Source organism: Mesoterricola sp. MK458, from assembly GCF_055384935.1.
Window position 1 is genome coordinate 431,043 of the sequence record NZ_AP045075.1, and the last position, 22,248, is coordinate 453,290.

The window sequence follows — 22,248 nt, forward strand, 5'->3', positions numbered from 1 at the left end:
AACCCGCCGGCAATCAGGCCGGCCCCTCCAGCGCGGCCTTCACCGCCTGGATGAAGGACTGCACCCGGTAGGGCTTCTGCAGGAACCCCGCCAAGCCCTCGCCCTTGAACCGGTTCACGGCCTCCGACTCGTTGAAGCCGCTGCTGAGCACCACGGGGGTCGTGTGCCCCCGTGCGCGCAGGGCGGCGAAGGCCTCGGCGCCGTCCATGTGGGGCATCGTCAGGTCCATGATGATCAGGCGGATGTCGGCCTTGTGGGTCTCGTAGAGCACCAGGGCCTCCATGCCGTCGGCGGCGAGCAGGGCGTCGAAGCCCATCTGGGCGAGGATGCCCGCGGCCATGGAGCGGATGCTCTCCTCGTCGTCCACCACCAGGATGGTGCCGGCGCCGCGGTAGGCCTGGGGGGACTCCTGGGCCGCGTGGGGGCCGGCGGCGGCGCCGGTGGCGGGGAAGAGGAGCTTGAAGGTGGTGCCCCGGCCCGGTTCGCTGTAGACCCGGATGCCGCCGCCGTGGCCCTTGATGATGCCCTGGATGGCCGAGAGGCCCAGGCCGCGGCCCGAGAACTTGGTGGTGAAGAAGGGCTCGAAGATCCGCTTCATGGTCTCGGGGCTCATGCCGGCGCCGTCGTCGGCCACCTCCAGGGTCACGAAGGTGCCCGGCTTCATGGGCTGGCTCTGGAAGGTGCGCTCCAGGTAATCGGCGTCCGCGCTCATGACGCCGGTGCGGACGGTGATCGTCCCGGGGTTGTCCCCGATGGCGTCGGAGGCGTTGATCACCAGGTTCATCACCACCTGCTGGAGCTGGCTCGCGTCGGCCTCGATGGGGGGGAGGGTCCGGTCCAGGCTGTAGCGGATGGCGACCTTCTTGGAGATGGAGATGGAGAGCAGGTGGGTCATTTCCTCCACGAGGGCGTTGAGGAGGAGCGGCTTGATCTCGAAGGTGCCCCGGCCCGAGTAGGCCAGCATCTGCCGGGTGAGGTTGGTGGCCTTGACCACGAGGCTCTCGATGGTCTTGAGGCGGGCGGCGGCGGACGCGGCGGGATTGATCTCCATCTGGGCCAGGCCCAGGTTGCCCAGGATGGCGCCCAGGAGGTTGTTGAAGTCGTGGGCGATGCCACCGGAAAGGACGCCCAGGGACTCCAGCTTCTGGCTCTGGAGCCGGGCCTGCTCGGCCAGCTTGCGCTCCGTGATGTCGGTGCTGATGACCCCGATGCCCCAGTTGCGCCCCTGGGCGTCCACCAGGGGGAATTTCTGGGAAAGGTAGTCGTGGGCGGACCCGTCCGCGTGGATCCAGCGCTCCTCCACCTCCACGGGCTGGGCGGCCCCCAGGATCTTGCGGTCCAGCGCGGCGATCTCCTCGCCCCGGGGCGCGGGCAGGAGCTCCGGGTCGGTCCTGCCGAGGATCCGTTCCGCCGGCAAGGCCAGGAGGGCTTCCATGGCGGGGTTGAGGAGGAGGTACCGGCCGTCGGCGCCCTTGAAGGCGATGGCCGCCGTGGCGTGGCGCACGAAGGCCTGGAGGCGCACCTCGCTTTCCTGGAGCTCGCGCGTGGTGGCCGCGACGGTGTCCTCCAGCTCCCGGGCGAAGGCCGCCATGCGCGCCTCGGCGTCCTTCTGCATCGTGACGTCCCGGGCGACCTTGACGAAGCCCCTGAGTTCCCCGCCGGGGTCCCGGAGGGCGGTTATCACCGTGTTGGCCATGAAGCGGGTGCCGTCCTTGCGCAGGCGCCACCCCTCCTGCTGGCTGGTGCCGTATGCCTTGGCCAGCGCCAGCTCCTGGGCGGGGAGCCCCGCGGCCACGTCCCCGGGCTCGTAGAAGCAGGCGAAGTTTCGCCCCAGGATCTCGGCGGCCTCGTAGCCCTTGAGCCTATGGGCCCCCTGGTTCCAGGTGGTCACCCGTCCTTCGGGGTCCAGCATGAAGATGGCGTAGTCCTTGACCTGGTCGATGAGGAGCTGGAACCGCTCCTGCATCTCGAGTTCGGCCCTTTGGGCGGGGGAGGGCTTCGTGGGGGGTTTCCGCATGGGGCATCCGGGGGGCGTTGCCAGGAGTATGGCCCCCTGCGACCCGGATTCAATGTCAAAAAGCAGCTATGGGCCGTTGAATCAACGGTTAATTACTTGGCGGGTTCTCGGCCGCGAACCCTTCCACCCGCCGGAACAGCGCCAGGACCGTCGCGCTGGTCCACAGGTTGAGCAGGGTGCCCAGGAAATTGCCCAGCCACATGCCGGGGTGCGTCAGGCGCACCCAGGGGGTGGGGGCTTCGCCCATGGGCGTCAGGGCCAGGGCGAGGGCGGCCATGTAGAGGAGGTAGAGGGCCGCCAGGGCCAGCACCACCAGCATCACCCGGCGCCAGGCGCGCACCATCATCCTCAGGCTGCCCCGGGCGGCCACGGGCATCGGCTCACCCCGCAGGAGGACCCGCATGGGCGCCCACCCGAAGGCGAAAAGGACCATGAGGCCGGGCAGGACGAGCAGGACCATCCCCAGGAACACCCCCGCGTACAGGAAGAGCCGGGCGGCCATGGCCGCCACCCAGCGCGTCTCGAAGAGCCGCTCCCAGCCCGCCACGGGGTTCAGGGCCCGGTCGCCCCGGGCGGCGTCGGCCTCAGCCAGGAAGCGGGGGATGAAGTACATCTCCAGGGGCACCAGGCATACGAAGGTGAGGACGAACCGGACCGGGTCGTCGTCGGGCAGGCCCACCTTGATCTGGAGCAGCGGTGGCAGGGCCGCCAGGACCATGCCCAGGGCGGCGAGGGCCAGGACGGCGAGGGGACGGCGGGAGAGGAAGCCGAGCCCTTCGGAAAAGCTGGCGAGATCGGAGCGGGGTGACTTGACCATTCCCTGAGAGTAGCGCGTTATGATCTTGGGCATGAGTCAACTGGCCCCATGTCTGCTTGTGGCGAGTCCAATGCTCCTGGACCCCAACTTCCTGCACTCGGTGGTGCTCCTGGTGGAGCACGACGAGGCCGGGGGCATGGGCGTGATCCTCAACCGCCCGCTGCCCGTGACCCTGAGCCAGATCTGCCACGAGAGCCGCCTGGCCTTCGCGGGGGACGAGGACGCCACCGCCTGGCGCGGCGGTCCGGTGGATCCGCAGCGGGGCATCATCCTGGTGCGCGGCGGCCTGCCCGAAGCCGACGACACGGTCCTGGACTTCACGGACTTCATCAGCTACCGCAAGGACCTCCTGGAGTCCCTGCTGGTGGAGCCCATCGCCACCTTCCGCCTATTCCTGGGGTATGCGGGCTGGGGTGCCGGGCAGTTGGACCAGGAGATCCAGGAAGGGGCCTGGGTGCGCGTGCCGCTGAACCCCGAATGGCTCATGCCGGAGGATCCCCAGGAGCTTTGGTCCCAGGCGATCCAGTCCATCACGGGCTGACTAGGTTATGCTTTTGGCCGCCTCGGAGGCGAGCTGGTCGACCCGCTCGTTCTCGGGGTGCCCGGCGTGGCCCTTGACCCAGTGGGGGTCCACCCGGTGTTTCAGGCAGAGGGCGTCCAGTTCCTTCCACAGCTCGAGGTTGAGCACGGGCTTGCCGTCGGCCTTGCGCCAGCCCTTGGCCTTCCAGCCCTTGATCCAGGACTGGATGCCCTTGACCACGTATTGGCTGTCGCTGTAGAGCGCCACGGAGCAGGGCCGGGTGAGGAGCTTCAGGCCCTCGATGGCGGCGGTGAGTTCCATCTGGTTGTTGGTGGTCCCGGCCTGGGCGCCGGAGCCTTCGCGCTCCCGGGCACCTTCGGCGGTCCTGACGCGAAGCAGGAAACCCCAGCCGCCGGGGCCGGGGTTTCCGAGACAGGCGCCGTCGCAGTAGAGTTCGACCTGCATCAGACCTGCGCCAGGTAGGGGCGGGCGGCGTCCACGGCGAGCAGGATGCTCTTGCGCAGCAGCTCCACGCCCAGGTCCAGGTCCTCGGTGGCGAGGTTCAGGGCCGGCCGGAACCGGAGGCCGTTGTGGCCGGTGGAGAGGATGATCATGCCCAGGTCCTGGGCCTTGGCCACCGTGGCGGTGCGCAGGGCGGGGTTGGCCATGTCCAGGGCGCAGAAAAGGCCCTTGCCGCGGGGGTTGCTGGTGAACTCGGGGAATTCCGCGTGGATCTCCTGCAGGCCCTTGAGAAGCCTTTCACCCTGCGCGGCGCAGTGCTCGACCAGCTTCTCCTCGACCATGACGTCGATGATGCGGGTGCCGCGGACCATGTCCACGAGGTTGCCACCCCAGGTGCTGTTGATGCGGCTGGGCACCTGGAACACGCTCTCCACCTCGTCCAGGCGGGCGCTGGCTGCGATGCCGCAGCACTGGGTCTTCTTGCCGAAGGCGAGGATGTCGGGGCGCACGCCGTGGTGCTGGTGGGCCCACCACTTGCCGGTGGCGCCGAAGCCCGTCTGGACCTCGTCGAAGATGAGCAGGAATTCGTTGCGGTCGGCGAGGTCGCGCAGGGCCTGCAGGAACTCGGTGCGGAAGTGGTTGTCGCCGCCCTCGCCCTGGATGGGCTCGATGATCAGGCACGCGATCTCGGCGGGGTCCTCGGCGATCACGGCCTCGATCTCCGCCAGGGCGACCTTTTCCAGCTGCTCGACCCGGGCCAGGTTCTCGGCGTCCAGGGGGAAGGTGATCTTGGGATTGGAGATGCGGGGCCAGTCGAACTTGGGGAAGTACTGGTACTTTCTCGGGTCGGCGGTGTTGGTGAGGCTGAGCGTGTAGCCCGAGCGCCCGTGGAAGGCCTCCTTGAAGTGGATGACCTTGGAGCCCTTCTCGGGAAGGCCCTTTTCGAGGTTCTTGCGCACCTTCCAGTCGAAGGCCGCCTTGAGGGCGTTCTCCACGGCCAGGGCGCCGCCGTCGATCCAGAACAGGTGGGGCAGGTAGGACGGTGCGGCCTTGGCGGCGAAGGTCTCCACCCAGTCCGCGTAGGCGGTGGTGTAGATGTCCGAGTTGGCGGGCTTGTTCACCGCGATGGAGCCCAGCTCGGCCTGGAAGGCCGCGTCCCGCAGGCGGGGATGGTTGTGGCCCAGGGGCGCGGTGGCGAAAAAGGTATAGAAATCGAGGTATTTCTTGCCGTCGCGGGCGTCCACGATCCAGGACCCCTGGGATTTCTCCAGATCCATGACCATGTGGAACCCGTCCACGAGGAGGTGGCGGCCGAGAACGTCGAAGACCTCGGACGGCATTACATGCGAATGCTGCGATTTTTTCATGGTGGCCTCGGTGATGAGCCAGACTACCATGGGGTCCCGGGGGACACCATTGGATAGTACGATCGAAGTCACATATGCCGTCCTGGACGCGGCCCGGGTCCGCGAGGCCATGCTGGATCCGGGCGCGGGCGCCGTGGTGGTCTTCGAGGGCTGTGCCCGGGACAACCACCAGGGCCGGAGCGTCGAGCTCCTGGCCTACGAGGCGTACACCCCCATGGCCCTGGCGGAGCTCGCCCGCATCCGGGACGAGGCCATGGCCCGGTTCTCGCTGATCCGCTGCGCCATCCACCACCGCGTCGGGGAGGTGCCCCTGATGGAGGCCGCCGTGATCGTGGGCGTCGCCTCCGGGCATCGCAAGGAGGCCTTCGAGGCCGTGGCCTGGATCATGGACGCCATCAAGGCGTCGGTGCCCATCTGGAAGCGCGAGAACTACCGCGACGGGGAGAAGGCCTGGGTGGAGGGCGAGCGGCGGGCCTGAATTTGGCACGACCTCTGCACTGTCCCCGGTCAGAGGTGCCCACCCATGGATCCCGCATACTATGTCGCAGCCGGAAGCCTGAAGGCCCGTTCCTTCCAGCTGGACACCGTATCCAACAACCTGGCCAATTCCGCCACCATCGGCTACAAGCCGGAGAAGAGCTTCTTCGCGGTGTTCAACAAGGCCGTGAACGAAGGCTCCGGGCTGCCCCTTTCCGGGTTCCTGAACGACGGCACCGTCCTCGCCTCGCGCGGCACGGATTTTTCCCAGGGGACCCTCAAGACCACCGGGCGGAACATGGACCTGGCCCTGGAAGGCTCGGGGTTCTTCATGGTCCGGACCCCCGCGGGGGACCAGGCCACCCGGGACGGCCGGCTTGGCCTTTCCAAGACCGGGCAGCTGCAGACCCTGGACGGGGCCCAGGTGCTGGGCAAAAATGGCCAACCCATCGCCCTGGACGTGAACGACCCCGCCTTCACGGTGCTGGCCGACGGAACCGTCATGCAGGGAACGGAGATCCGGGGCCAGATCGAGGTGCGGGACTTCGCCAGCCTGGATTCGCTCCAGCGCATGGGCTCCAACCGCTTCGACCCGGCCGGCGCCGCCCCCAAGGCCGCCACGGCCACGGTGGTGCAGGGGTCGCTGGAACAGAGTTCCGTGGACATGGCCACCTGCATGATCGACATGATCCGCCTGAACCGCCTTTTCGAAATGAGCATGAAGGTGGCGTCCACCATCACCAACGACATGGACAGCCGCAGCATCTCCGACGTGGCCCCGCGCTGAAACCTTTCGATATCAGGAGTCTCCCATGATGAGAGCCATGTGGTCCGCCGCCGCCGGCATGAACGTCCAGACGACGAACATGGACACGATCTCCAACAACCTGGCCAATATCAACACCACCGGGTTCAAGAAATCCCGTGCGGAGTTCCAGGATCTCCTCTACCAGACCATCAACACGGCCGGAACCAACACCTCCACCACCACGACCTATCCGGGCAACATCCAGATCGGCCACGGGGCGCGCCTGGCGGCCATGGTCAAGGAGTTCACCACCGGCAGCCTCAAGAACACCAACAGCCAGTTCGACCTGGCCATCGAGGGTTCGGGCTTCTTCCGCATCACCCAACCCGACGGCACCTTCGCCTACACCCGGGACGGCTCCTTCAGCCTGGACCAGAACGGCAACGTGGTGAACGCCAACGGCAACCCCCTGGATCCCCAGGTGACCATCCCCCAGGACGCCCTCAGCGTCACCATCGCCACCGACGGCACCGTCTCCGTGACCCAGCCGGGCCAGTCCACCCCCCAGCAGGTGGGCCAGATCACCCTTTCCAACTTCATCAATCCCAACGGCCTCAACGCCCTCGGCCACAACCTCTACCAGCCCACCCTGGCCAGCGGTGACGCCATCGACGGCGCCCCCGGGCAGACCGGGCTGGGCACCATCCAGCAGTACTTCCTCGAGGTCTCCAACGTGGACATGGCCGAGGAGATGGTGAACATGATCATCGGCCAGCGCGCCTACGAGGCCAATTCCAAGACCATCCAGACCGCCGACAGCATGCTGCAGCTGGTGGCTGGCCTCAAGCGCTAACCATGCGCCTGCTGGCCGCGTTCCTCCTGGGCGCCGCCCTCCTCGGGGCCGGCCCCGACGATGCGCTTCCCGAAGGGGACCGCCTCCACGCCCAGGCCCTGGCCTACGCCGAGGCCCAGGTGGCGGGCCGGGACGGGACCTACACCTTCCGGGTGCTCAACACGCCCATCCTGCCCAGGTCCCCCAAGGGGCCCCTGGCCTTCGAGCCGGCCCACCTGAGCCGCCCGGACTTGGCAGGCCGCTTCTACGTCTCCTTCAACGCCGTGGCCGGGGGCCGGATCCTGGGCATGGTGCGGGTGGACATGGAAGGCCTGTGGAAGGGCCAGCTCCTGCGCTTCTGCACCTCCCTGCCGCGCCGGGCCGTGCCCGAGCCGGGCCAACTCGAAACCTTCGACTTCGAAGGCGTCCCGCCGGCGGGGGCGCTCCGCAAGATGCCCGAGGGGTTCCGCCTGCGGGGACCCGTGACCCAGGGGAAGGTGCTGGTGCGCACGGACCTGGAGGCCATTCCGCTGGTCAACGCCGGGGAACCGGTGCGCCTGGCCCTGGTGGACGGCGCCCTGTCCATCACCGTGGATGCCGTGGCGCGGTCCAGCGGGGCTGCCGGGGACAAGGTTAGGCTGGAAATGCCCACCACCCGCAGGATGGTCCAGGCGGTGGTCACCGGCCCGGGCGAGGCGCGACTCCGGTGGGCCGGATCGAAATAGGTGGCGGGGGAAGGCCAAAGACAATAGTCTGGAGCCTTGACAGGAGCTCGCCATGGCCCACGACCATGATCACAAAGACCCCAATCACGCGTGCGGCTGCGGCCACGACGAGGACCATGCCGATGAAATCGAGGTAGTCGAACTCGAGGACGAAAACGGAGAAAAGGAGGAGTTCGCCATCCTGGAGGAAGTGGATTTCGAAGACCGCCACTTCGCCATCATGGCCCCCCTCGCCGAGGTGCAGGCCTATTCCGAGGCCGGCGAGGAAGCCGAAGGCGACAGCAACCTGACCATCGAGATCTTCGAGGTCAAGGGCGACGACTTCTCCATTCTCGAGGACGAGGCCTTCGCCCAGCGCCTCCTGGCGCACCTGGACGAACTGTCCGCCAAGCTCGAGGAAGAGGAAGGCAAATAGCAACCATCACCTCGTCATCTGTGGCATTCTTGTGACATGAGGACGGATTCTGTAAAGACCAAGGGTCGGGTGCTTCTCCTGTGCGGAGACCCCACCGGTCTGCAGAAACAGTTCCAGGGGGAGGACCTCCCCCTGGAACAGGTGCGCCTCCGGGACTACGTGTCAGTGGACGAGATCGCCCCGGGCTGGGTGTGCTACTACTTCGGCCAGCGGCTGGAGGACTTCCCGTACCTGGGCCTCCTGTGCGACGGGGCGTTTCCCGTGCACGAGGGCTTCGTGCGCCGCGGCGGGTTCGAGGTGGCGGTGTCGGGGAAGCGCCACGGCATCGGCAGCCCCCGCGAGGCCGGTCCCTACGCGGAGCGCGCTTCGGGCATCCGCATCGTCATCGCGGAAAGCTTCGACCCCGGCTACCGCCTCTACTGCCACTCCCTCGGGCTGCTCACCTCCACGGACATGACCCTGGTGGACCGCATCCGCGGCGGCGAGGCCGTTCCCATGGCCGCGTTCACCGAGGGACTGGATCCGCTCACCGCTGAGATCGTGGCCGCGGGCGGGATCTTCGACTTCACCCGGGCCCGGCTGGAAGGGGCCGCGGTGATCCCGGTGACGCGCCGGGAACCCGCGCCCATGACCTACGGGGAGAAGATCCTGGCCCGGGCCGCCCGGGACGGGGCCGGGCTGGGCCTGCCCTCGGTGGCGCCCGGCGACGGGCTCCTGGTGAAGGCGGACTGGCGCTTCTCCCACGAGACCGTCACACCCCTGGCCGTGGCCATGCTGCGCAAGGGCCTGGGCGAAGGGATCCCCTTCGCGGATCCCGCTTCCATCCTGGCCTTCCGCGACCACCTCACGTTCATGGGCCGGTTCTACACCCAGGACGAGGGCCAGCCCGGGCTCATGGAGGTGGCCCGGCGCATCAAGAAACTCCAGGAGGAGTTCTGCGCCGCCAACGCCATCCGCCTGCACGGGGACGTCTCCGAGGGCGGGTGCGAGGGCATCTGCCACGTGCTCATGGCCGAGCGGTACGCCCTGCCTGGGCAGGTGATCGTGGGCACCGACTCCCACACCTCCCACAGCGGCGCCCTGGGCGCCCTGGCCTTCGGGGTGGGGGCCGCGGACATCGCCTCGGCCTGGGTCACCGGGGACGTGCGCATCACCGTGCCGCCCACCATCCTGGTGCGCCTGGACGGCCAGCTCGGCCCCGGCGTCTGCGCCAAGGACCTGGTGCTCCACCTCCTGACGCTGCCCTTCTTCCGGGACGGCCACGTGCGCGGGCACATCATCGAGTACGCGGGCGAGGCCCTCGGGGCCCTGCAGATCGACGAACGCGCCACCCTCACCAACATGGCCGCCGACTTCGGCGCCTTCGCGGGCGTCATGGCCCCGGACGCGGAAACCGTCCGGTTCGTGGAGGAACGCAGGGGCGCCCGCATTGCCCTGGAACCCTGGATGGCCAGCGACCCCGCCGCCGTCTACGCGGGCCGCCTGGTGGTGGACTGCGGAAAGGTGGTGCCCATGGTGGCCTCGCCGGGCTTCGCGGGCAACGGCCTGCCGCTGGATTCCCTGGAGGAGGAGATCCCGGTGGACATCGCCTACGTGGGCAGCTGCACCGGCGCCAAGCGCGCCGACCTGCAGAAGGTCTACGACGTGGTGCGGTGGGGCCTGGACCGCGGCCTCACGGTGCCGCTGCGGGTGCAGTTCTTCATCCAGCTGGGCAGCGAGGACGTGAGGGCCCACGCCGAGGCGCAGGGCTGGCTCGCCGCCTTCGAGGAGGCCGGCGCGCGCATCCTGGGGCCCGGCTGCGGAGCCTGCATCAATGCCGGCCCCGGCGTCTCCACCCGCGCCGACCAGGTCACCATCAGCGCCATCAACCGCAACAACCCCGGCCGCAGCGGTCCCGGCAAGGTGTGGCTGGCGAGTCCGGCCACGGTGGCGGCCAGCGCCCTGCGCGGCGCCATCTGCGGATTCGGCGCGCTGGCGGGAACCCACTAGGGGCGACCGGCATCGAAGAAGAAAGGACAGGGCCCGCGCGGGCCCCTTCGTGGAATCTTTGTGGAGCGATCGATGCAAGCAGACACCAACCTGCGGACCCTTCTGGAAGCCCTGCTGGGCGCCCGCCGCGCCGGGGACATCCTGGCTTCCGTGGCGGTGCCGGAGGCCCTCATGGGGCCGCGGGAGCCGCGGGTCTCCAGGGCCCAGCTGGCCTTCGCCATGAACCTCGTCCTGCTCCGGGACCTGCAGGAGCGGGTGCCTTCGGCGAGGGCGTACATGCTCGACGTGACCGCCGGAGGGGGCAGGGTGGTCTTCGACCACGGCGCCCTGCGAACGGTCCTGGCCGCCAGCGGCCCGCTGCCCCCGGGGGAGGCCGCCATCACGCGGGTGCTGGAACCCCTGGGCTACGCCCTGGCCGACGTCTATCCCCTGGACCGGCTCTCCATGACCGGCCGCGCCTACCGCCACCAGGACCTGCCGGAGGACATCCCCCAGTTCTTCCTGAGTGAGTTCCACCCCGAGGGCTTCAGCCCCGCCTTCCGGGACGCCGTGGCCCGGGTGCTGGCCACCTCCCGGGATCCCCTGCCGCCCCGGGCCCTGGAGCTCCTGGCTGAGCTGGCCGGGACGGGGAGCCTCGCCCTGGAGGACGCCCGGGCCCTCCTGCCCGACCTGGTGGCGTGCTTCGACCGCCAGCACGGGGCGCCCAGCCTCGCCGACTACCGGGTCCTCTACCAGGAGAGCGCGGAGATGGCCTGGATCGCCACCGAGGGCAACGCCTTCAACCACGCCACGGACCGCGTCGCCGACGTGGAGTCCCTGGCCGCGGCCCAGAAGGAGCTGGGCCGGGCCATGAAGGACACCGTCGAGGTCTCCGCCAGCGGCCGGGTCCTGCAGACCGCCTTCCAGGCCGATCCGGTGGAGCGGGCCTTCCGTGACCTGGAGGGCCACCTGGTGCTGAAGACGGTGCCGGGCTCGTTCTTCGAGTTCATCACCCGCAGGCCCCATCCGGGCGGCGGCCTGGATCTGGGCTTCGACACGGGGAACGCCCAGGCCATTTTCAAGATGACCGCACCCGGGAGCTATTGAGTGGACGCGCTGATGGACGACCTCACCGCCCTTCTGGGCCCGGGCGCGGTGCTCACCGACCCTTCCGAACTGGAGAAATACGAAAACGGCTGGCGGTACGGGAAGGGCAGGGCCCGGATCGTCGCCCGGCCCTCCACCACCGCCGAGGTCTCGGCCTTCATGACCTACTGCCGGGACAAGGGGCTGCGCGTCATCGTGCAGGGGGCCAACACGGGCCTCGTGGGCGCCTCGGTGCCCGACGCCCAAGGCGGAATGGCCGTGCTGAGCCTGGAGCGCCTGAACCGGCGCCTTGAGATCGATCCCACGGACCGCACGGTGCGGGTGGACGGCGGCGTCCTCCTCAGCGCCCTCAACGAGGCCCTGGCCCCCCACGGCCTGCACTTCCCGGTGGACCTGGGGGCCGACCCCCAGATCGGGGGCATGATCGCCACCAACACCGGGGGCACCCGGCTCCTGCGCTACGGCGACGTGCGCCGGAACCTCCTGGGCGTGGAGGTGGTGCTGGCCGACGGCACCGTGGTGGACGCCCTTTCCGCCCTGCGGAAGAACAACACGGGCCTGGACTTCAAGCAGCTCTTCACCGGCACCACCGGGCTCTACGGCGTGGTCACGGGCGCCGTGCTGCAGGTGGCGCCCCTGCCGCGCCAGCGGGCCGTGGCCCTGGTGGCGTTGGCCGGGGGCGAGGCCGTGCTGGACCTCCTGCGCAGCCTCGAGCGCGAACTCTTCGAGGTGTTCACCGCCTACGAGGTCATCTCCGGGGAGGCCATGGCCGCCGTGTTCCGGCACCAGGAGGCCCTTCGCAACCCCTTCGACGAGGTGCCGCCCTACACGGCCCTGGTGGAGCTGGCCAGCTCCCTGCCCGAGGGGAGCCTCGACCTGGCCACCCTCCTGGAGGACGCCCTGGGAGCCCACATGGAAGCCCACGGCGAAGGCGTGCTGGATGCGCGTTTCGGCAAGCCCGCCGAGTTCTGGGCCATCCGCCACCACGTGTCCGAGAGCCTGCGCGGCGAGGGGAAGGTGCTCGCCTTCGACATCGCCGTGCCCCGGTCCGGCCTTCCCGCCTTCACGGAGGCCGTGAAGGCGTGGCTGGCCGAGACCCATCCCTTCATGCGGGTCTGCGACTTCGGCCACTGGGGCGACGGCGGTACCCACCTGAACCTGGTCTGGCGCGAGGCCGACAGCCCCATCCCCTACGCGGAGCTGGTGCCCCTGGTGCAGCGCAAGGTCTACGACCTGGCCGTCCTGGAGCACGGGGGCAGCTACAGCGCCGAGCACGGCGTGGGCCCGCACAACCAGCGTTTCCACGACCTCTACACCCCCCCGGCCGTCAAGGCCGCCGGGGCCGCGCTCCGTGCCCACTTCGACCCGGCCGGCCTCCTGGGGATCACCCGGCTCTGGTGAGGCCTATCGGCCGCCGGAGCCTCGCCGCCTCCGTGGCCTCCGGCATTTCTGGTACCTTTAAGGGATGACGCCCACCACCCTCCGTGCCGTGATGCAAGCCCTCCGCAACCCCGTTACGGGATGCCCCTGGGACCTGGAGCAGGACCACCAATCGCTGGCGCGGTTCCTGCGGGAGGAGGCGGCCGAGGTGCTTGATGCCCTCGCGGCCCATGTGCCGGGGGATCCCGAGAAGGAGCGCCATTTCTGCGAGGAGCTGGGCGACCTGTGGCTGCAGGTGGCCTTCCACGCGCGGCTGGCCGAGGAGCGCGGCGCCTGGGACCTCCACGACGTGGAAGCCATGGTGGTGGAAAAGCTGGTGCGCAGGCACCCCCACGTCTTCGCCGGGTTGGAGGTGGACAACGCCGCCGAGGTCCTGGTGAACTGGGCCGCCATCAAGCAGGACGAGAAGGCCGGCCGGGGCCAGGAGACCCGCAAGCGCGTGCTGGCTGGCATCGCCGCCAGCCTCTCCCCCCTGGACGAGGCCATGGAGATCGGCAAGCGCTGCGCCAAGGTCGGTTTCGAGTGGCCCGACCTCGAAGGCGTGCTGGACAAGGTGCGCGAGGAGATCGGCGAGCTGCAGGCGGAAACCGAGCTGGACCGCGTGGAATCGGAGTTCGGGGACGTGCTCTTCAGCCTCGTGCAGTGGGCCCGCAAGAAGGGCGTGGATCCCGACCGGGCCCTGCGGCGCCAGATGGAACGTTTCAAGGGGCGCTTCCGGTCCGTGGAGGACTTCGCCGAGGCCAACGGCGGCTGGGAGGCCCAGGACCTGGACGGCCTGGAGGCCGCGTGGCAGCGGGCCAAGAAGGCTGCCCCGAAGGAAGCCGGGGCGTCCTGATGGCCCTCCCGCCTCCCTATTTCGTCACCCTGACCCACCCCGACTGGCAGGGCGCCGAGGCCTGCGGCCGGAGGCTTCCACCCGAGGCCATGGCCGAAGTGCGGCTGGACCTCTACCCGGACGTGCCGGTCGACGCCATGGTGCAGGCCCTGGGGCGCAGGTGCCTGGTGACCTGCCGGCGCCGGGAGGACGGGGGCGCCTGGGACGGGGACGAGGCCTCCCGCATCGAGCGCCTCGTGGAGGCCGCCGGGAGCCGACCGGCGTGGCTGGACCTGGAATGGGAGCTGCCCATCCCCCCCCGGCTGCGGGAGGCGCGCTCCCATCTTCGGCTCCTGCGTTCGGTCCACGCCGGCGAGGGCGTCTTTGACCTGGAGAACCGCCTCCAGGACCTTCCCGAGGGGGACGCCTACAAGTGGGTGGGCCGCGCGGCCCGCCTCGCCGACAACGCCCGGGTCAAGGGCCCCCTGGCCTGGGCGAGGGACCGCGAGGTGATCCTGTCCGCCTTCCTCATGGGGCCCAAGGGCATCCCCAGCCGCTGCCTGCAGTTCGCCTGGGGGGGCGCCTTCACCTTCGCCGCGGCCGACGACGCCCCCGCCGCGGCGCCGGGCCAGGTGCCCTTGTCCAGGATGCTGGCGTGGCGGTGCCACCGGCTCCACGCGGGCTACCACCTGTGCGGCGTGCTGGGCAGCCCCGTGCTCCACTCCCGGGGACCGGCCTACCACAACCCGCGTTTCCAGGCCGCCTTCAAGGACCTGCTGTACCTCCCCCTGGAATGCGGCGACGCCGCGGAGGCGCTGGAGGCCTTGGAGGCCCTGCCGGTGCTGGGCGCGAGCCTCACCGCCCCCCTGAAGGCGACCCTGCCGCCCCTGGCCGGGCTCGCCGCGCCCCTCAACACCCTCTACCGCCGCGGCCCCGGCGACCCCTGGGAGGGGGCCAACACCGATGCGGGGGCCCTGGACGCGGCCCTGGCCGGCCTAGCCCGGGGACCGGTGCTCCTGCTGGGGGACGGGGGCGTCGCCGCCACCACCCGCGCCGTGCTGGAAGCGCGAGGATGGCCCGTGCTGCAGGCCTCCCGGAAGCGGGCGCCGACCGCGCGGGAGGTGGAAGCCTTCGCGCCCGTGGGCATCGTGCAGGCCACGGCCCTGGGCATGGCCCCGGGCGATTCCGCGCCCTTCCCGGACCTGCTGGAGGCCGCGCGCCCCCACGCGACGTGGGCGGTGGAATGGATCTACAAGGAAGACACGGCCTTCGCCGCCTGGGCGCGGGAGGCGGGGCTGGGCGTGGTGGACGGCGCCGCGCTCTTCGAGGGCCAGGCCCGGGCCCAGTCCGACCTCTTCGTCCGCGGCTGCGGGGGGGGGTGAACCATGCGCGTGCTGCTGGTGGAGGACAAGGACAGCTTCCGCAGGATGCTGGTGCAGGCCATGGCATCCGGTCCCTGGGAGGTGACGGCGGTGGCCGACCCGCGGGAGGCGCTCCAGGCGCTGGGCGCGGCCCCCTTCGACATCCTCGTCACGGACCTCCGGCTGCCGTCCATGTCGGGGCTGGAGCTGCTCAAGGCCGCCAAGCGCGCCCAGCCCGCGCTGCGGGCCGTGGTCATGTCCGCCTTCGGGGAGCCCTCGGACATCGTCGAGGCCATCCGCTGGGGCGCCGACGACTTCCTGCCCAAGCCCTTCGACCTGGACGTCTTCGGCGCGGTGCTGGACCGCCTGCACAGCCTGCGCATGGCCCCGCCCCCGGACCCCCGGGAGCCCTGGGTGGTGCATTCTCCGGCCATGGCGATCCTGGACCGGGGCCTGGTGAAGGCCGCGGGCACCGCCGAGCCGGTGCTTTTCCACGGCGAGCCCGGCACCGGCAAGGCCCGGGCGGCGCGCCGGCTCCACTCCCTGCGCCATCCCCAGGCTCCCTTCCTCGCGTGGGACGGCGCCCAGGGCGCCCCCGGGCCGGCGGAGCTGGCGCTTCTGAGGGGCGGCAGCGTCTACGTGGCCGGCCTGGAGGGCCTGTCCGCGCCCGCCCTCATCGCGGCCATGGAGGGCCCCGAAGGCCAGGGCGTCCAGTGGATGGGCGGCTGCGGAAGCCCCGACGCGCTGCCCGAGGCCGTGCGGCTGCGCATGGGCGTGCTCACCTTCCGGTTGCCGCCCCTGCGCGAGCGCCGCGAGGACATCCTTCCCCTATTCCGCACCTTCCTGGAACTGCACGCCAGGCGCGAGGGCCGGCCCGTGCCCATCGTGGAGCGGGCCATGGAGAAGGAGCTCCTCCAGCGCGCGTGGCCGGGAAACCTGAGGCAGCTCACCTGGGGCCTGACCCAGGCCCTGGGGGGCACCGCGGGTTCGGTGCTCGCGGCCCTGCCACCCGACGGCGCACGGCGGGGCGGCGCCATGGTGCTGCCCTTCCCGGAACCCGGCACCCTCGAAGCCATGCTGGGCGCCGTGTCCCATGCGGCCGAAGGGGCCCTGCTGCGCAGGGCCATGGAAGGCCGCGCCTCGGATCCGGCAGCCCTGGCGCGGGAGCTGGGCCTCACACCCCGGGCCCTCGCCAAGGCCTTGCGCGAACACGGCATTCCCCTGGAGGACGACTGATGAGCGGACCTGACGACGCGAGGGAGCTCGTGAGGGCGGGCCTGCGGGCCCTCTCCCGGGTGGTGGTGGGCAAGGACGGGCCGGTGCGCCGGTCCGTGGCCGTGCTGCTCTCGGGCGGGCACCTCCTGCTGGAGGACCTTCCCGGGGTGGGCAAGACCACCCTGGCCAAGGGCCTCAGCCGGCTCCTGGGCGGCTCCTACCAGCGCGTGCAGGGGACCAACGACCTCCTGCCCTCCGACCTCCTGGGCATCCACCTGTGGGAGGCCGCGGGCCAGGCGTTCCGCTTCCAGGAGGGGCCGATCTTCGCGAACGTCGTCCTGCTGGACGAACTCAACCGCATCGGCCCCAAGACCCAGAGCGCCCTGCTGGAGGTGATGGTGGAAGGCCAGGTGACGCTGGACCGCACCACCTACAAGCTTCCCGACCCCTTCTTCGTGATCGCCACCCAGAACCCCATGGACGCCTCCGGCACCTTTCCCCTTCCGGAAAGCCAGATGGACCGCTTCGCCTGCGTCCTCCACCTGGGCTATCCCGACCCGGTGTCGGAGCGCCTGGTGCTGCGGGGCGAGGCCGGTTCGGACACCCTGGAATCCCTGGGACCCGCCATGGACCTGGACGGCTGGCGCCGGGCCCGCGCCGGGGTGCGCAGGGTCCGGGTCTCCGACGGGGCGCTGGACTATGCCGAGCGCGTGGTGGCGAGGATCCGCGAGAACCGCGGGTTCTGCTCCACCCGGGCCGCGGGGCACTGGGTGGCGCTTTCCAGGGCGGAAGCCTGGCTCGACGGCAGGGACTTCATTACGCCCGACGACCTCCAATCCACCCTGGGCGACGCCATGGCCCACCGCGGGACCATGGACGACCGCCGTCTCAACCGGGACGAGCGGCGGGAGCAACTGGGCCGCATGCTGGACGAGGTTCCCGTGGGCTGGAAGCCGTGAGCGGGTCCGAGGGGGCGCCCCACGCCTCGGGGATCGGCGACGCCCTCCGGCAGGCGCGCATCGACCAGGGTCTCTCCCTGCATGCCCTGGCCTTCGACCTGAACCTCAGCGTGCGGATCCTCGAGGCCGTGGAGGCCGAGGCCTGGGACCGCGTCCCGCCGGGCCGGGAGCGGCCCTACGCGCGCCAGATCGCCGAACGCCTGGGCGTGGATCCCGAAGCCTTTCCCGAACAGTGGAACCAGGTTCCCGGATCGGTGGATCAGGAACCTCCCGACCCGCGCCGGGAGCACCAGGAGCGGATCCTCATGGGCGTTCTCAGCGCCGGCACCCTGCTGCTGGTGCTCTGGCTCGTGGTGCCCGGGCGCAACCTGCGCAGGCCCCGGGACCAGGCCGAGGTGCCGGTGGAACGCGCCGGCCCCGCGCGCTGGAAGCCCGCGGAGCCCGAGGGGCCCTTTCCCGTGGTGGGCGAGGTGCTGCCCGAGGTGCCCGTCAACGAGGAGGGCGTGCTGGTCTCTCTGCGCGCCCAGGACACCTGCGAGGTCACCGTCGCCGCCGGCGGCGCCCCCGCCCAGAAGCGCAGCCTGCGCGTTTCCGAACCCTGGCGCCTGCGGGTGAAGGGGCCCTTCTCCATCACCGTGGACAACGGTGGCGTCGTGGTCGTGGACGTGGCGGGCCGCAGGATCCGCCACGGCACCGCGGTGGGCGAACCGTGGACGGGGAATTTCGGCGAGAATGGGGATTGGATCGTTCCCGAGGACACCGCGAGCAAGAACCCGCCCACGGTTCCCGAGACCGACCAGGAAGGGGAATGACGTGCACCTGATCGTTCAGAAATTCATGGATGGCCAGCTGCCCGAGGCCATGGCGAGGTCCCTGGTGGCGGGCAATCTTCCGGTGCCGCCCACCGATCTGCTCCACGCGCTGAGCCACGCCTTCTTCAACGAGACCCCCTTCGCCGACACGGCGGTGGAGACGATCAAGGCGATGCCGGAGAGCCTGCTCTCCAACGCCATCCTGGGGCCCCAGGACCCTCCCGATCCCCTCGGCCTCATCCTCATCCACCGCAAGGAGCCGGCCCTCCTGGAGACGGCCCTGCTGCACCCGGACATGAACTCCGCGTGGATGGAGCGGGTGGTACCGTTCCTGCCGGGTTCGGTGCTGGAGATCCCCCTGAACAACCAGGTGCTCTGGCTGGAACGCCCGGTGATCCTGGACCTGCTGGAGACCCACCCCGAGGCCGAGTACCAGATCAAGCGGCGGGTCAACGAGTTCCGGCGGGACGTGCTGCGCCTCGTGACGAAGGAGGTCGCCGAGGAGCGGCTGGAGATCATCGACGAAGTGGAGGCCGGCAGGCTCGACAAGGCCTGGTCCGAGCTGCCCCTGCCCGCGGAGACGCCCGAGGAGCAGGAGGCCCCCGTCAGGACCCTCCTGGCGCCGGTGGTGGACGAGGAGGGCAACGAGATCTCCCTCTCCCTCGCCAAGCGCGTAATGCGCCTCCGCACCAACCAGAAGATCATGCTCGCCATCAAGGGCGGCAAGGAGGAGCGGACCCTCCTCATCCGGGAGGCCAACCGGCTCATCCAGGTGAACGTGATCCGCAATCCGCGAATCACCGAGGGCGAGATCGCCTTCATCGCGCAGATGCGCACCGTCAACGAGGAAGTCATCCGGATCATCGCCACCAACCGGGACTGGCTCAAGAAATACGTCATCGTCAAGGCCCTGGTGCTCAACCCCAAGACGCCCATCGCCCTTTCCCTGAACCTGCTCAAGCGCCTCATCGACCTGGATCTGAAGCTCCTGGTGCGGGACAAGGGCGTCGCGGAGATCCTCCGGCGGGAGGCCAAGCGCTTCCTGGAATCCAAGCAGCCGCGGTGAGGCGCATCCCTTCCCCCGGGGAAATCCATTCATGACCTGAACCTAGGCAATTCCTTTCCGGGGGGGGCTTGTATCATCCGGGGGAATTCGCGGAAGAATGGCGTATCCATTGGGGAAATGGACCAGCGGGCCCGTGAATATTTTCCCTGCACAAAGAACGCAGCAACCCTTCCCTTACCTGATTCTCATGGCGACTTCGGAATTCCCCGCCGAGAAATCAGCAGCCTTCGCGGAAAACCCGGACCCTGGAACCGGCGCCGCCCCTGGTTACACTGGAACGCTATGGACGAGGCCACCCGAGATTCCGCACCCGCGCCGCTGAAGGCCCTCCAGGACATGGTTGCGGCCGGCCCTCCCGAGCCGGCGGCCCTGGACCTCCTCCTGGAAAAACTGGGGCTGGAGGGCCAGCTTGAGCACGCCCTGGCCCTCCTCCGCCAGGCGGGACCGGACTGGGAGCCTGTGCGGGCACGGCTCCGGGACGAGGTGGCCAGGTCCAGGGTCCGGCGCATGAACCGCTGGCAGACCGATCCCAACCGGAGAACCCTCCGGCTCCGCTTTTCGGCCTCCAGTCCCGCCTGCGCGCAGCACCCGCCGGCGCTGGCAGCCCAACTGGCCCGGGCGATCCTGGACGCAGGCCTTCCCCTGGCCATGGGCCTGGAAAAGGTCCCCCGTCCCGCGCTGCACCTGGGGCACCCGCTGCCCCTGGGCGTTCCCGGGCTCGGGGAATGGGCGGACGCCGTGCTGTCCCACGGGGCCGGGGTTCCGCCGGCGGACCTGCCCGGGCGCATCAACACCCATGCGCCGGCGGGCCTCGCCGTCCTCGAGGCCAGCATCGTCCCCAACTACGCGTCGCCCGTGTCCGACCTGTGCCGATCCGCGTCCTGGACCTGGGCGTGCCCGCCGGAGCTGCTGGAGCGGGCCTTCTTCGCGACGGCGGAGTTCATGGCCGCCGAACGCTTCGAGATGGAGAAGGCCGGCAAGACCGGTGGCCACAAAGGGGTCAAGCGCGTGGAGATCCGGTCCCTGGTGGAGGCGATGGCCTGGCGGGACGGGGAACTGGCCTTCACCACCCGCATCGCCTCCGGCCAGGCCCCCAACCCCCAGAAACTCCTGGGGGCGATCCTCGGGGTGGACCCCGCGGCCGTCACCGGTCTGGCGCGCACCGGCCTGGAACTGGCCGAGGACCCGCGGCTCCTGGAAGCGGACCGGTACGAACCCAAGCTTCACAACATGTTCGAGGATGCGGTGCTGCTGGACGCCGGGTCCCACATCCGCATCGTGGACGGGGACGACGACGATCCGATCATCCTGGGCGGGTAGGGGTAGCTACCTCGCCTTGCCGAAGTTGTATTCGAGGGTCATCCAGCCCGTGGTGGGCTTGCCGTTCCGCGTGGCCGGGGCGTAGCCGGAGGCCAGGGCGGCGTTCTGGGCGGAGTCGTTATAGCCGAAGGGCCCGGCCACGCCCTGCACGATGACCACCTTCACCGGGTGGCCCTGGGCGTCCACGAAGATCTTCAGGATCACCTTGATGTCGCCCTCCCGCAGGTTGGCGGGCAGGAAGGCCTTGTTGGCGATGCGGGGCACCGCGGGGCTGACGCGCCTCACGAGGGACACGGGCGTCTCGACCGTCTCCTGCTGCGCGGGCGCGGCGGCCGCGGGGGCCGGCGCCTGGGGTACGGGCGTGGCCACCACCGCAGGGGCCGGGGCTTCCTGCTTGGGCGGAGGCGGCGGCTGCGGCACGGGCTGGGGTGCGGCTTTCTGGGCGCTGAGGGCGATGGTGTTGCCCTGGTTGGTGAGTTCCTGCTGCTTCTTCAGGGCCTCATCCTTCTGCCGGGCCAGTTCCTGGGCCTTGGCCTTGGATTCCTCCAGGTCCTTCTTCGCCTTGGCGCGTTCCTCGGCGGTCTTGGCCTCGGAGGCCTTCTTGGCGAGCTGCTCCTGGAGGGCCTTCTGGGACTCTTCCTGCTTGGCGATGTCCAGGAGCTTGTTCTCGTTGGCGGCCTTGAGCTGCTGGAGTTCGGCCAGCTTGACCTGGATGGCGTTGTTCTCGGACCGCAGCTCGCGGTACTTGTAGCCGAAGAAGCCGAGGATGGCCACGGCGGCGGCGCCGGCGTAGACGAAGTACTTCACCCGGCTCTGCCCGTCGGCGTTGACCAGGACGCTGCGCGACGCGCCTTCGGAAGGCAGGAACGGGGTGTAGTCCATGCCCTGGTCCGCCTTCATGGCCTGGCTGTCCTGCTCGGCCTCGTCCCGGAAGAGGGTGTGCATGTAGAAGGCCATGTTGAAGGTGGTGGGGCTGTAGTCGCCGTCATAGAGGACGCGCTCGAGCTCTTTGTTGAATTCGCCCATGGAGGGGAAGGCCGAGGCGTCCAGCAGCAGCCGGCTCAGGAGGCCCGAGATCTCGGCGGGGACCGGGCCGTCCTCCATGGCCGCCTTCAGCGTGGCCCGGGAAAGGGCGGCGGGGATGGCTTCCGGGGCCGGGAGCTTCTCGAGGGTGAGCATCTCGTAGAGCACGGCGCCCAGGGCGAAGAGGTCCTGCTGGAGCGGGTTCCTGGGTTCCGGGGCGCGGTAGGGGGCGAGCTCCTTCTCGAGTCCCTTGGCCTTGGGCAGGAGCCCGGCCAGGACGGCCGCGTAGGGGGCGTCGATGACCTGGGTGGCGCCTTCGAAGCTCACCCAGATGCTGTGGGGGCTCAGGGCGCCGTGGTGGAGGTCCTTGGCGGCCAGCGCCATGAGGGACATGGCCAGGCCCTGGATAACCGAAAGGGAGTGGTCCACGCCCAGGGGGATCTGCTCCTCCCGGGTCTTCTTCAGCACCTGCGCGAGGCTGCGCCCCGGCACGTAGTCGCACACGATGTGGGGCGCCCTACCGGCCTCGGCGTGGTAGTTGGTCCCGAAGCCGCGGCTGCCGGCGAGGATCCCCGCCACCCGCGTGGCCTCGGCCATGCGGCCGCCGATGCCGGCTTCCACCAGTTCGTCGGAGAAGGTCCGCAGCAGCAGGTGCTTCTCGAAGGCGCTTCCCGCAAGGGAGAGCCCACGCTGGATCCTGCCGACGGGATCGGCCGTGAGTTCACTGGAAAGCAAGTACGAACCGAGCCGGGTATACGAAGCCATTCTTGTCTCCATGGTGAT

At 69.9% G+C, this 22,248-nt stretch carries 21 protein-coding genes; 16 read left to right on the forward strand and 5 right to left on the reverse strand.

From position 1 onward, the window contains the following. Positions 1–13: 13 nt before the first annotated feature. Positions 14–2,017, reverse strand: a complete 2,004-nt coding sequence (locus ACZ5LB_RS01840) for a PAS domain-containing hybrid sensor histidine kinase/response regulator (protein WP_464604462.1) — start codon at positions 2,015–2,017, stop codon at positions 14–16. Positions 2,018–2,105: 88 nt separating this feature from the next. Beyond that, on the reverse strand, positions 2,106–2,834 hold the full coding sequence (locus tag ACZ5LB_RS01845) for a hypothetical protein (RefSeq protein ID WP_464604463.1): 729 nt from the start codon (positions 2,832–2,834) through the stop codon (positions 2,106–2,108). A 70-nt stretch (positions 2,835–2,904) separates the two neighbouring features. Between ACZ5LB_RS01845 and ACZ5LB_RS01850 the strand changes: the two genes are divergently transcribed. After that, entirely contained in the window at positions 2,905–3,375 is a 471-nt protein-coding gene (locus tag ACZ5LB_RS01850) for a YqgE/AlgH family protein (RefSeq protein WP_464604464.1), read from the forward strand. On the opposite strand, the gene rnhA is transcribed toward ACZ5LB_RS01850, so the two are convergent. Together rnhA and lat are read right to left on the reverse strand one after the other, a co-directional pair. Then, positions 3,376–3,819 (reverse strand): ribonuclease HI, encoded by a 444-nt coding sequence (gene rnhA / locus ACZ5LB_RS01855; protein ID WP_464604465.1) that lies wholly within the window; start codon positions 3,817–3,819, stop codon positions 3,376–3,378. It abuts the gene before it with no gap. Continuing rightward, positions 3,819–5,183, reverse strand: a complete 1,365-nt coding sequence (gene lat / locus ACZ5LB_RS01860; protein ID WP_464604466.1) for an L-lysine 6-transaminase — start codon at positions 5,181–5,183, stop codon at positions 3,819–3,821. Before lat ends, rnhA begins: the two co-directional genes overlap by 1 nt. A 49-nt stretch (positions 5,184–5,232) precedes the next feature. Between lat and ACZ5LB_RS01865 the strand changes: the two genes are divergently transcribed. The 15 genes from ACZ5LB_RS01865 to ACZ5LB_RS01935 all read left to right on the forward strand — a co-directional run bounded on the left by ACZ5LB_RS01865 (position 5,233) and on the right by ACZ5LB_RS01935 (position 20,442). Then, positions 5,233–5,661, forward strand: coding sequence for a molybdenum cofactor biosynthesis protein MoaE (locus tag ACZ5LB_RS01865; protein WP_464604467.1), 429 nt, complete (start codon positions 5,233–5,235; stop codon positions 5,659–5,661). A 45-nt stretch (positions 5,662–5,706) separates the two neighbouring features. Continuing rightward, the gene (locus tag ACZ5LB_RS01870; RefSeq protein ID WP_464604468.1) at positions 5,707–6,447 is read left to right on the forward strand and encodes a flagellar hook-basal body protein; all 741 of its coding nucleotides are present in this window, start codon (positions 5,707–5,709) and stop codon (positions 6,445–6,447) included. Positions 6,448–6,472: 25 nt separating this feature from the next. Beyond that, positions 6,473–7,261 carry a flagellar basal-body rod protein FlgG gene (gene flgG / locus ACZ5LB_RS01875; RefSeq protein ID WP_464604469.1) on the forward strand — a complete coding sequence of 263 codons (789 nt, stop codon included), beginning with the start codon at positions 6,473–6,475 and terminating at the stop codon, positions 7,259–7,261. Between the two features lie 2 nt (positions 7,262–7,263). Further along, entirely contained in the window at positions 7,264–7,965 is a 702-nt protein-coding gene (gene flgA, locus ACZ5LB_RS01880) for a flagellar basal body P-ring formation chaperone FlgA (protein WP_464604470.1), read from the forward strand. A 52-nt stretch (positions 7,966–8,017) separates the two neighbouring features. Further along, a complete protein-coding gene (locus ACZ5LB_RS01885; protein WP_464604471.1) occupies positions 8,018–8,380 on the forward strand; it encodes a hypothetical protein in 363 nt (120 codons plus the stop codon). Between the two features lie 69 nt (positions 8,381–8,449). After that, a complete protein-coding gene (locus ACZ5LB_RS01890) occupies positions 8,450–10,369 on the forward strand; it encodes an aconitase family protein (protein ID WP_464604472.1) in 1,920 nt (639 codons plus the stop codon). Between the two features lie 72 nt (positions 10,370–10,441). Then, entirely contained in the window at positions 10,442–11,455 is a 1,014-nt protein-coding gene (locus tag ACZ5LB_RS01895; RefSeq protein ID WP_464604473.1) for a 2-oxoadipate dioxygenase/decarboxylase family protein, read from the forward strand. After that, entirely contained in the window at positions 11,456–12,856 is a 1,401-nt protein-coding gene (locus ACZ5LB_RS01900) for an FAD-binding oxidoreductase (protein WP_464604474.1), read from the forward strand. It abuts the gene before it with no gap. Between the two features lie 91 nt (positions 12,857–12,947). Beyond that, the gene (gene mazG, locus ACZ5LB_RS01905; protein ID WP_464604475.1) at positions 12,948–13,730 is read left to right on the forward strand and encodes a nucleoside triphosphate pyrophosphohydrolase; all 783 of its coding nucleotides are present in this window, start codon (positions 12,948–12,950) and stop codon (positions 13,728–13,730) included. Next, positions 13,682–15,091, forward strand: coding sequence for a type I 3-dehydroquinate dehydratase (locus tag ACZ5LB_RS01910; protein WP_464604476.1), 1,410 nt, complete (start codon positions 13,682–13,684; stop codon positions 15,089–15,091). Before mazG ends, ACZ5LB_RS01910 begins: the two co-directional genes overlap by 49 nt. Positions 15,092–15,094: 3 nt before the next feature. Beyond that, positions 15,095–16,306: a sigma-54-dependent transcriptional regulator gene (locus ACZ5LB_RS01915; RefSeq protein ID WP_464604477.1), complete on the forward strand. Its 1,212-nt coding sequence runs from the start codon at positions 15,095–15,097 to the stop codon at positions 16,304–16,306. Next, the gene (locus ACZ5LB_RS01920) at positions 16,306–17,244 is read left to right on the forward strand and encodes an AAA family ATPase (protein WP_464604478.1); all 939 of its coding nucleotides are present in this window, start codon (positions 16,306–16,308) and stop codon (positions 17,242–17,244) included. Before ACZ5LB_RS01915 ends, ACZ5LB_RS01920 begins: the two co-directional genes overlap by 1 nt. Beyond that, on the forward strand, positions 17,241–18,056 hold the full coding sequence (locus ACZ5LB_RS01925; RefSeq protein WP_464604479.1) for a helix-turn-helix domain-containing protein: 816 nt from the start codon (positions 17,241–17,243) through the stop codon (positions 18,054–18,056). The genes ACZ5LB_RS01920 and ACZ5LB_RS01925 overlap by 4 nt, the downstream gene beginning before the upstream one ends. A gap of 1 nt (position 18,057) precedes the next feature. After that, a complete protein-coding gene (locus tag ACZ5LB_RS01930; RefSeq protein WP_464604480.1) occupies positions 18,058–19,122 on the forward strand; it encodes a hypothetical protein in 1,065 nt (354 codons plus the stop codon). A gap of 282 nt (positions 19,123–19,404) precedes the next feature. Continuing rightward, the gene (locus ACZ5LB_RS01935; protein ID WP_464604481.1) at positions 19,405–20,442 is read left to right on the forward strand and encodes a DUF2344 domain-containing protein; all 1,038 of its coding nucleotides are present in this window, start codon (positions 19,405–19,407) and stop codon (positions 20,440–20,442) included. A 6-nt stretch (positions 20,443–20,448) separates the two neighbouring features. Here the strand turns inward: ACZ5LB_RS01935 and ACZ5LB_RS01940 are convergent, their stop codons facing one another. Beyond that, on the reverse strand, positions 20,449–22,230 hold the full coding sequence (locus ACZ5LB_RS01940; RefSeq protein WP_464604482.1) for a hypothetical protein: 1,782 nt from the start codon (positions 22,228–22,230) through the stop codon (positions 20,449–20,451). Between the last annotated feature and the right edge of the window lie 18 nt (positions 22,231–22,248).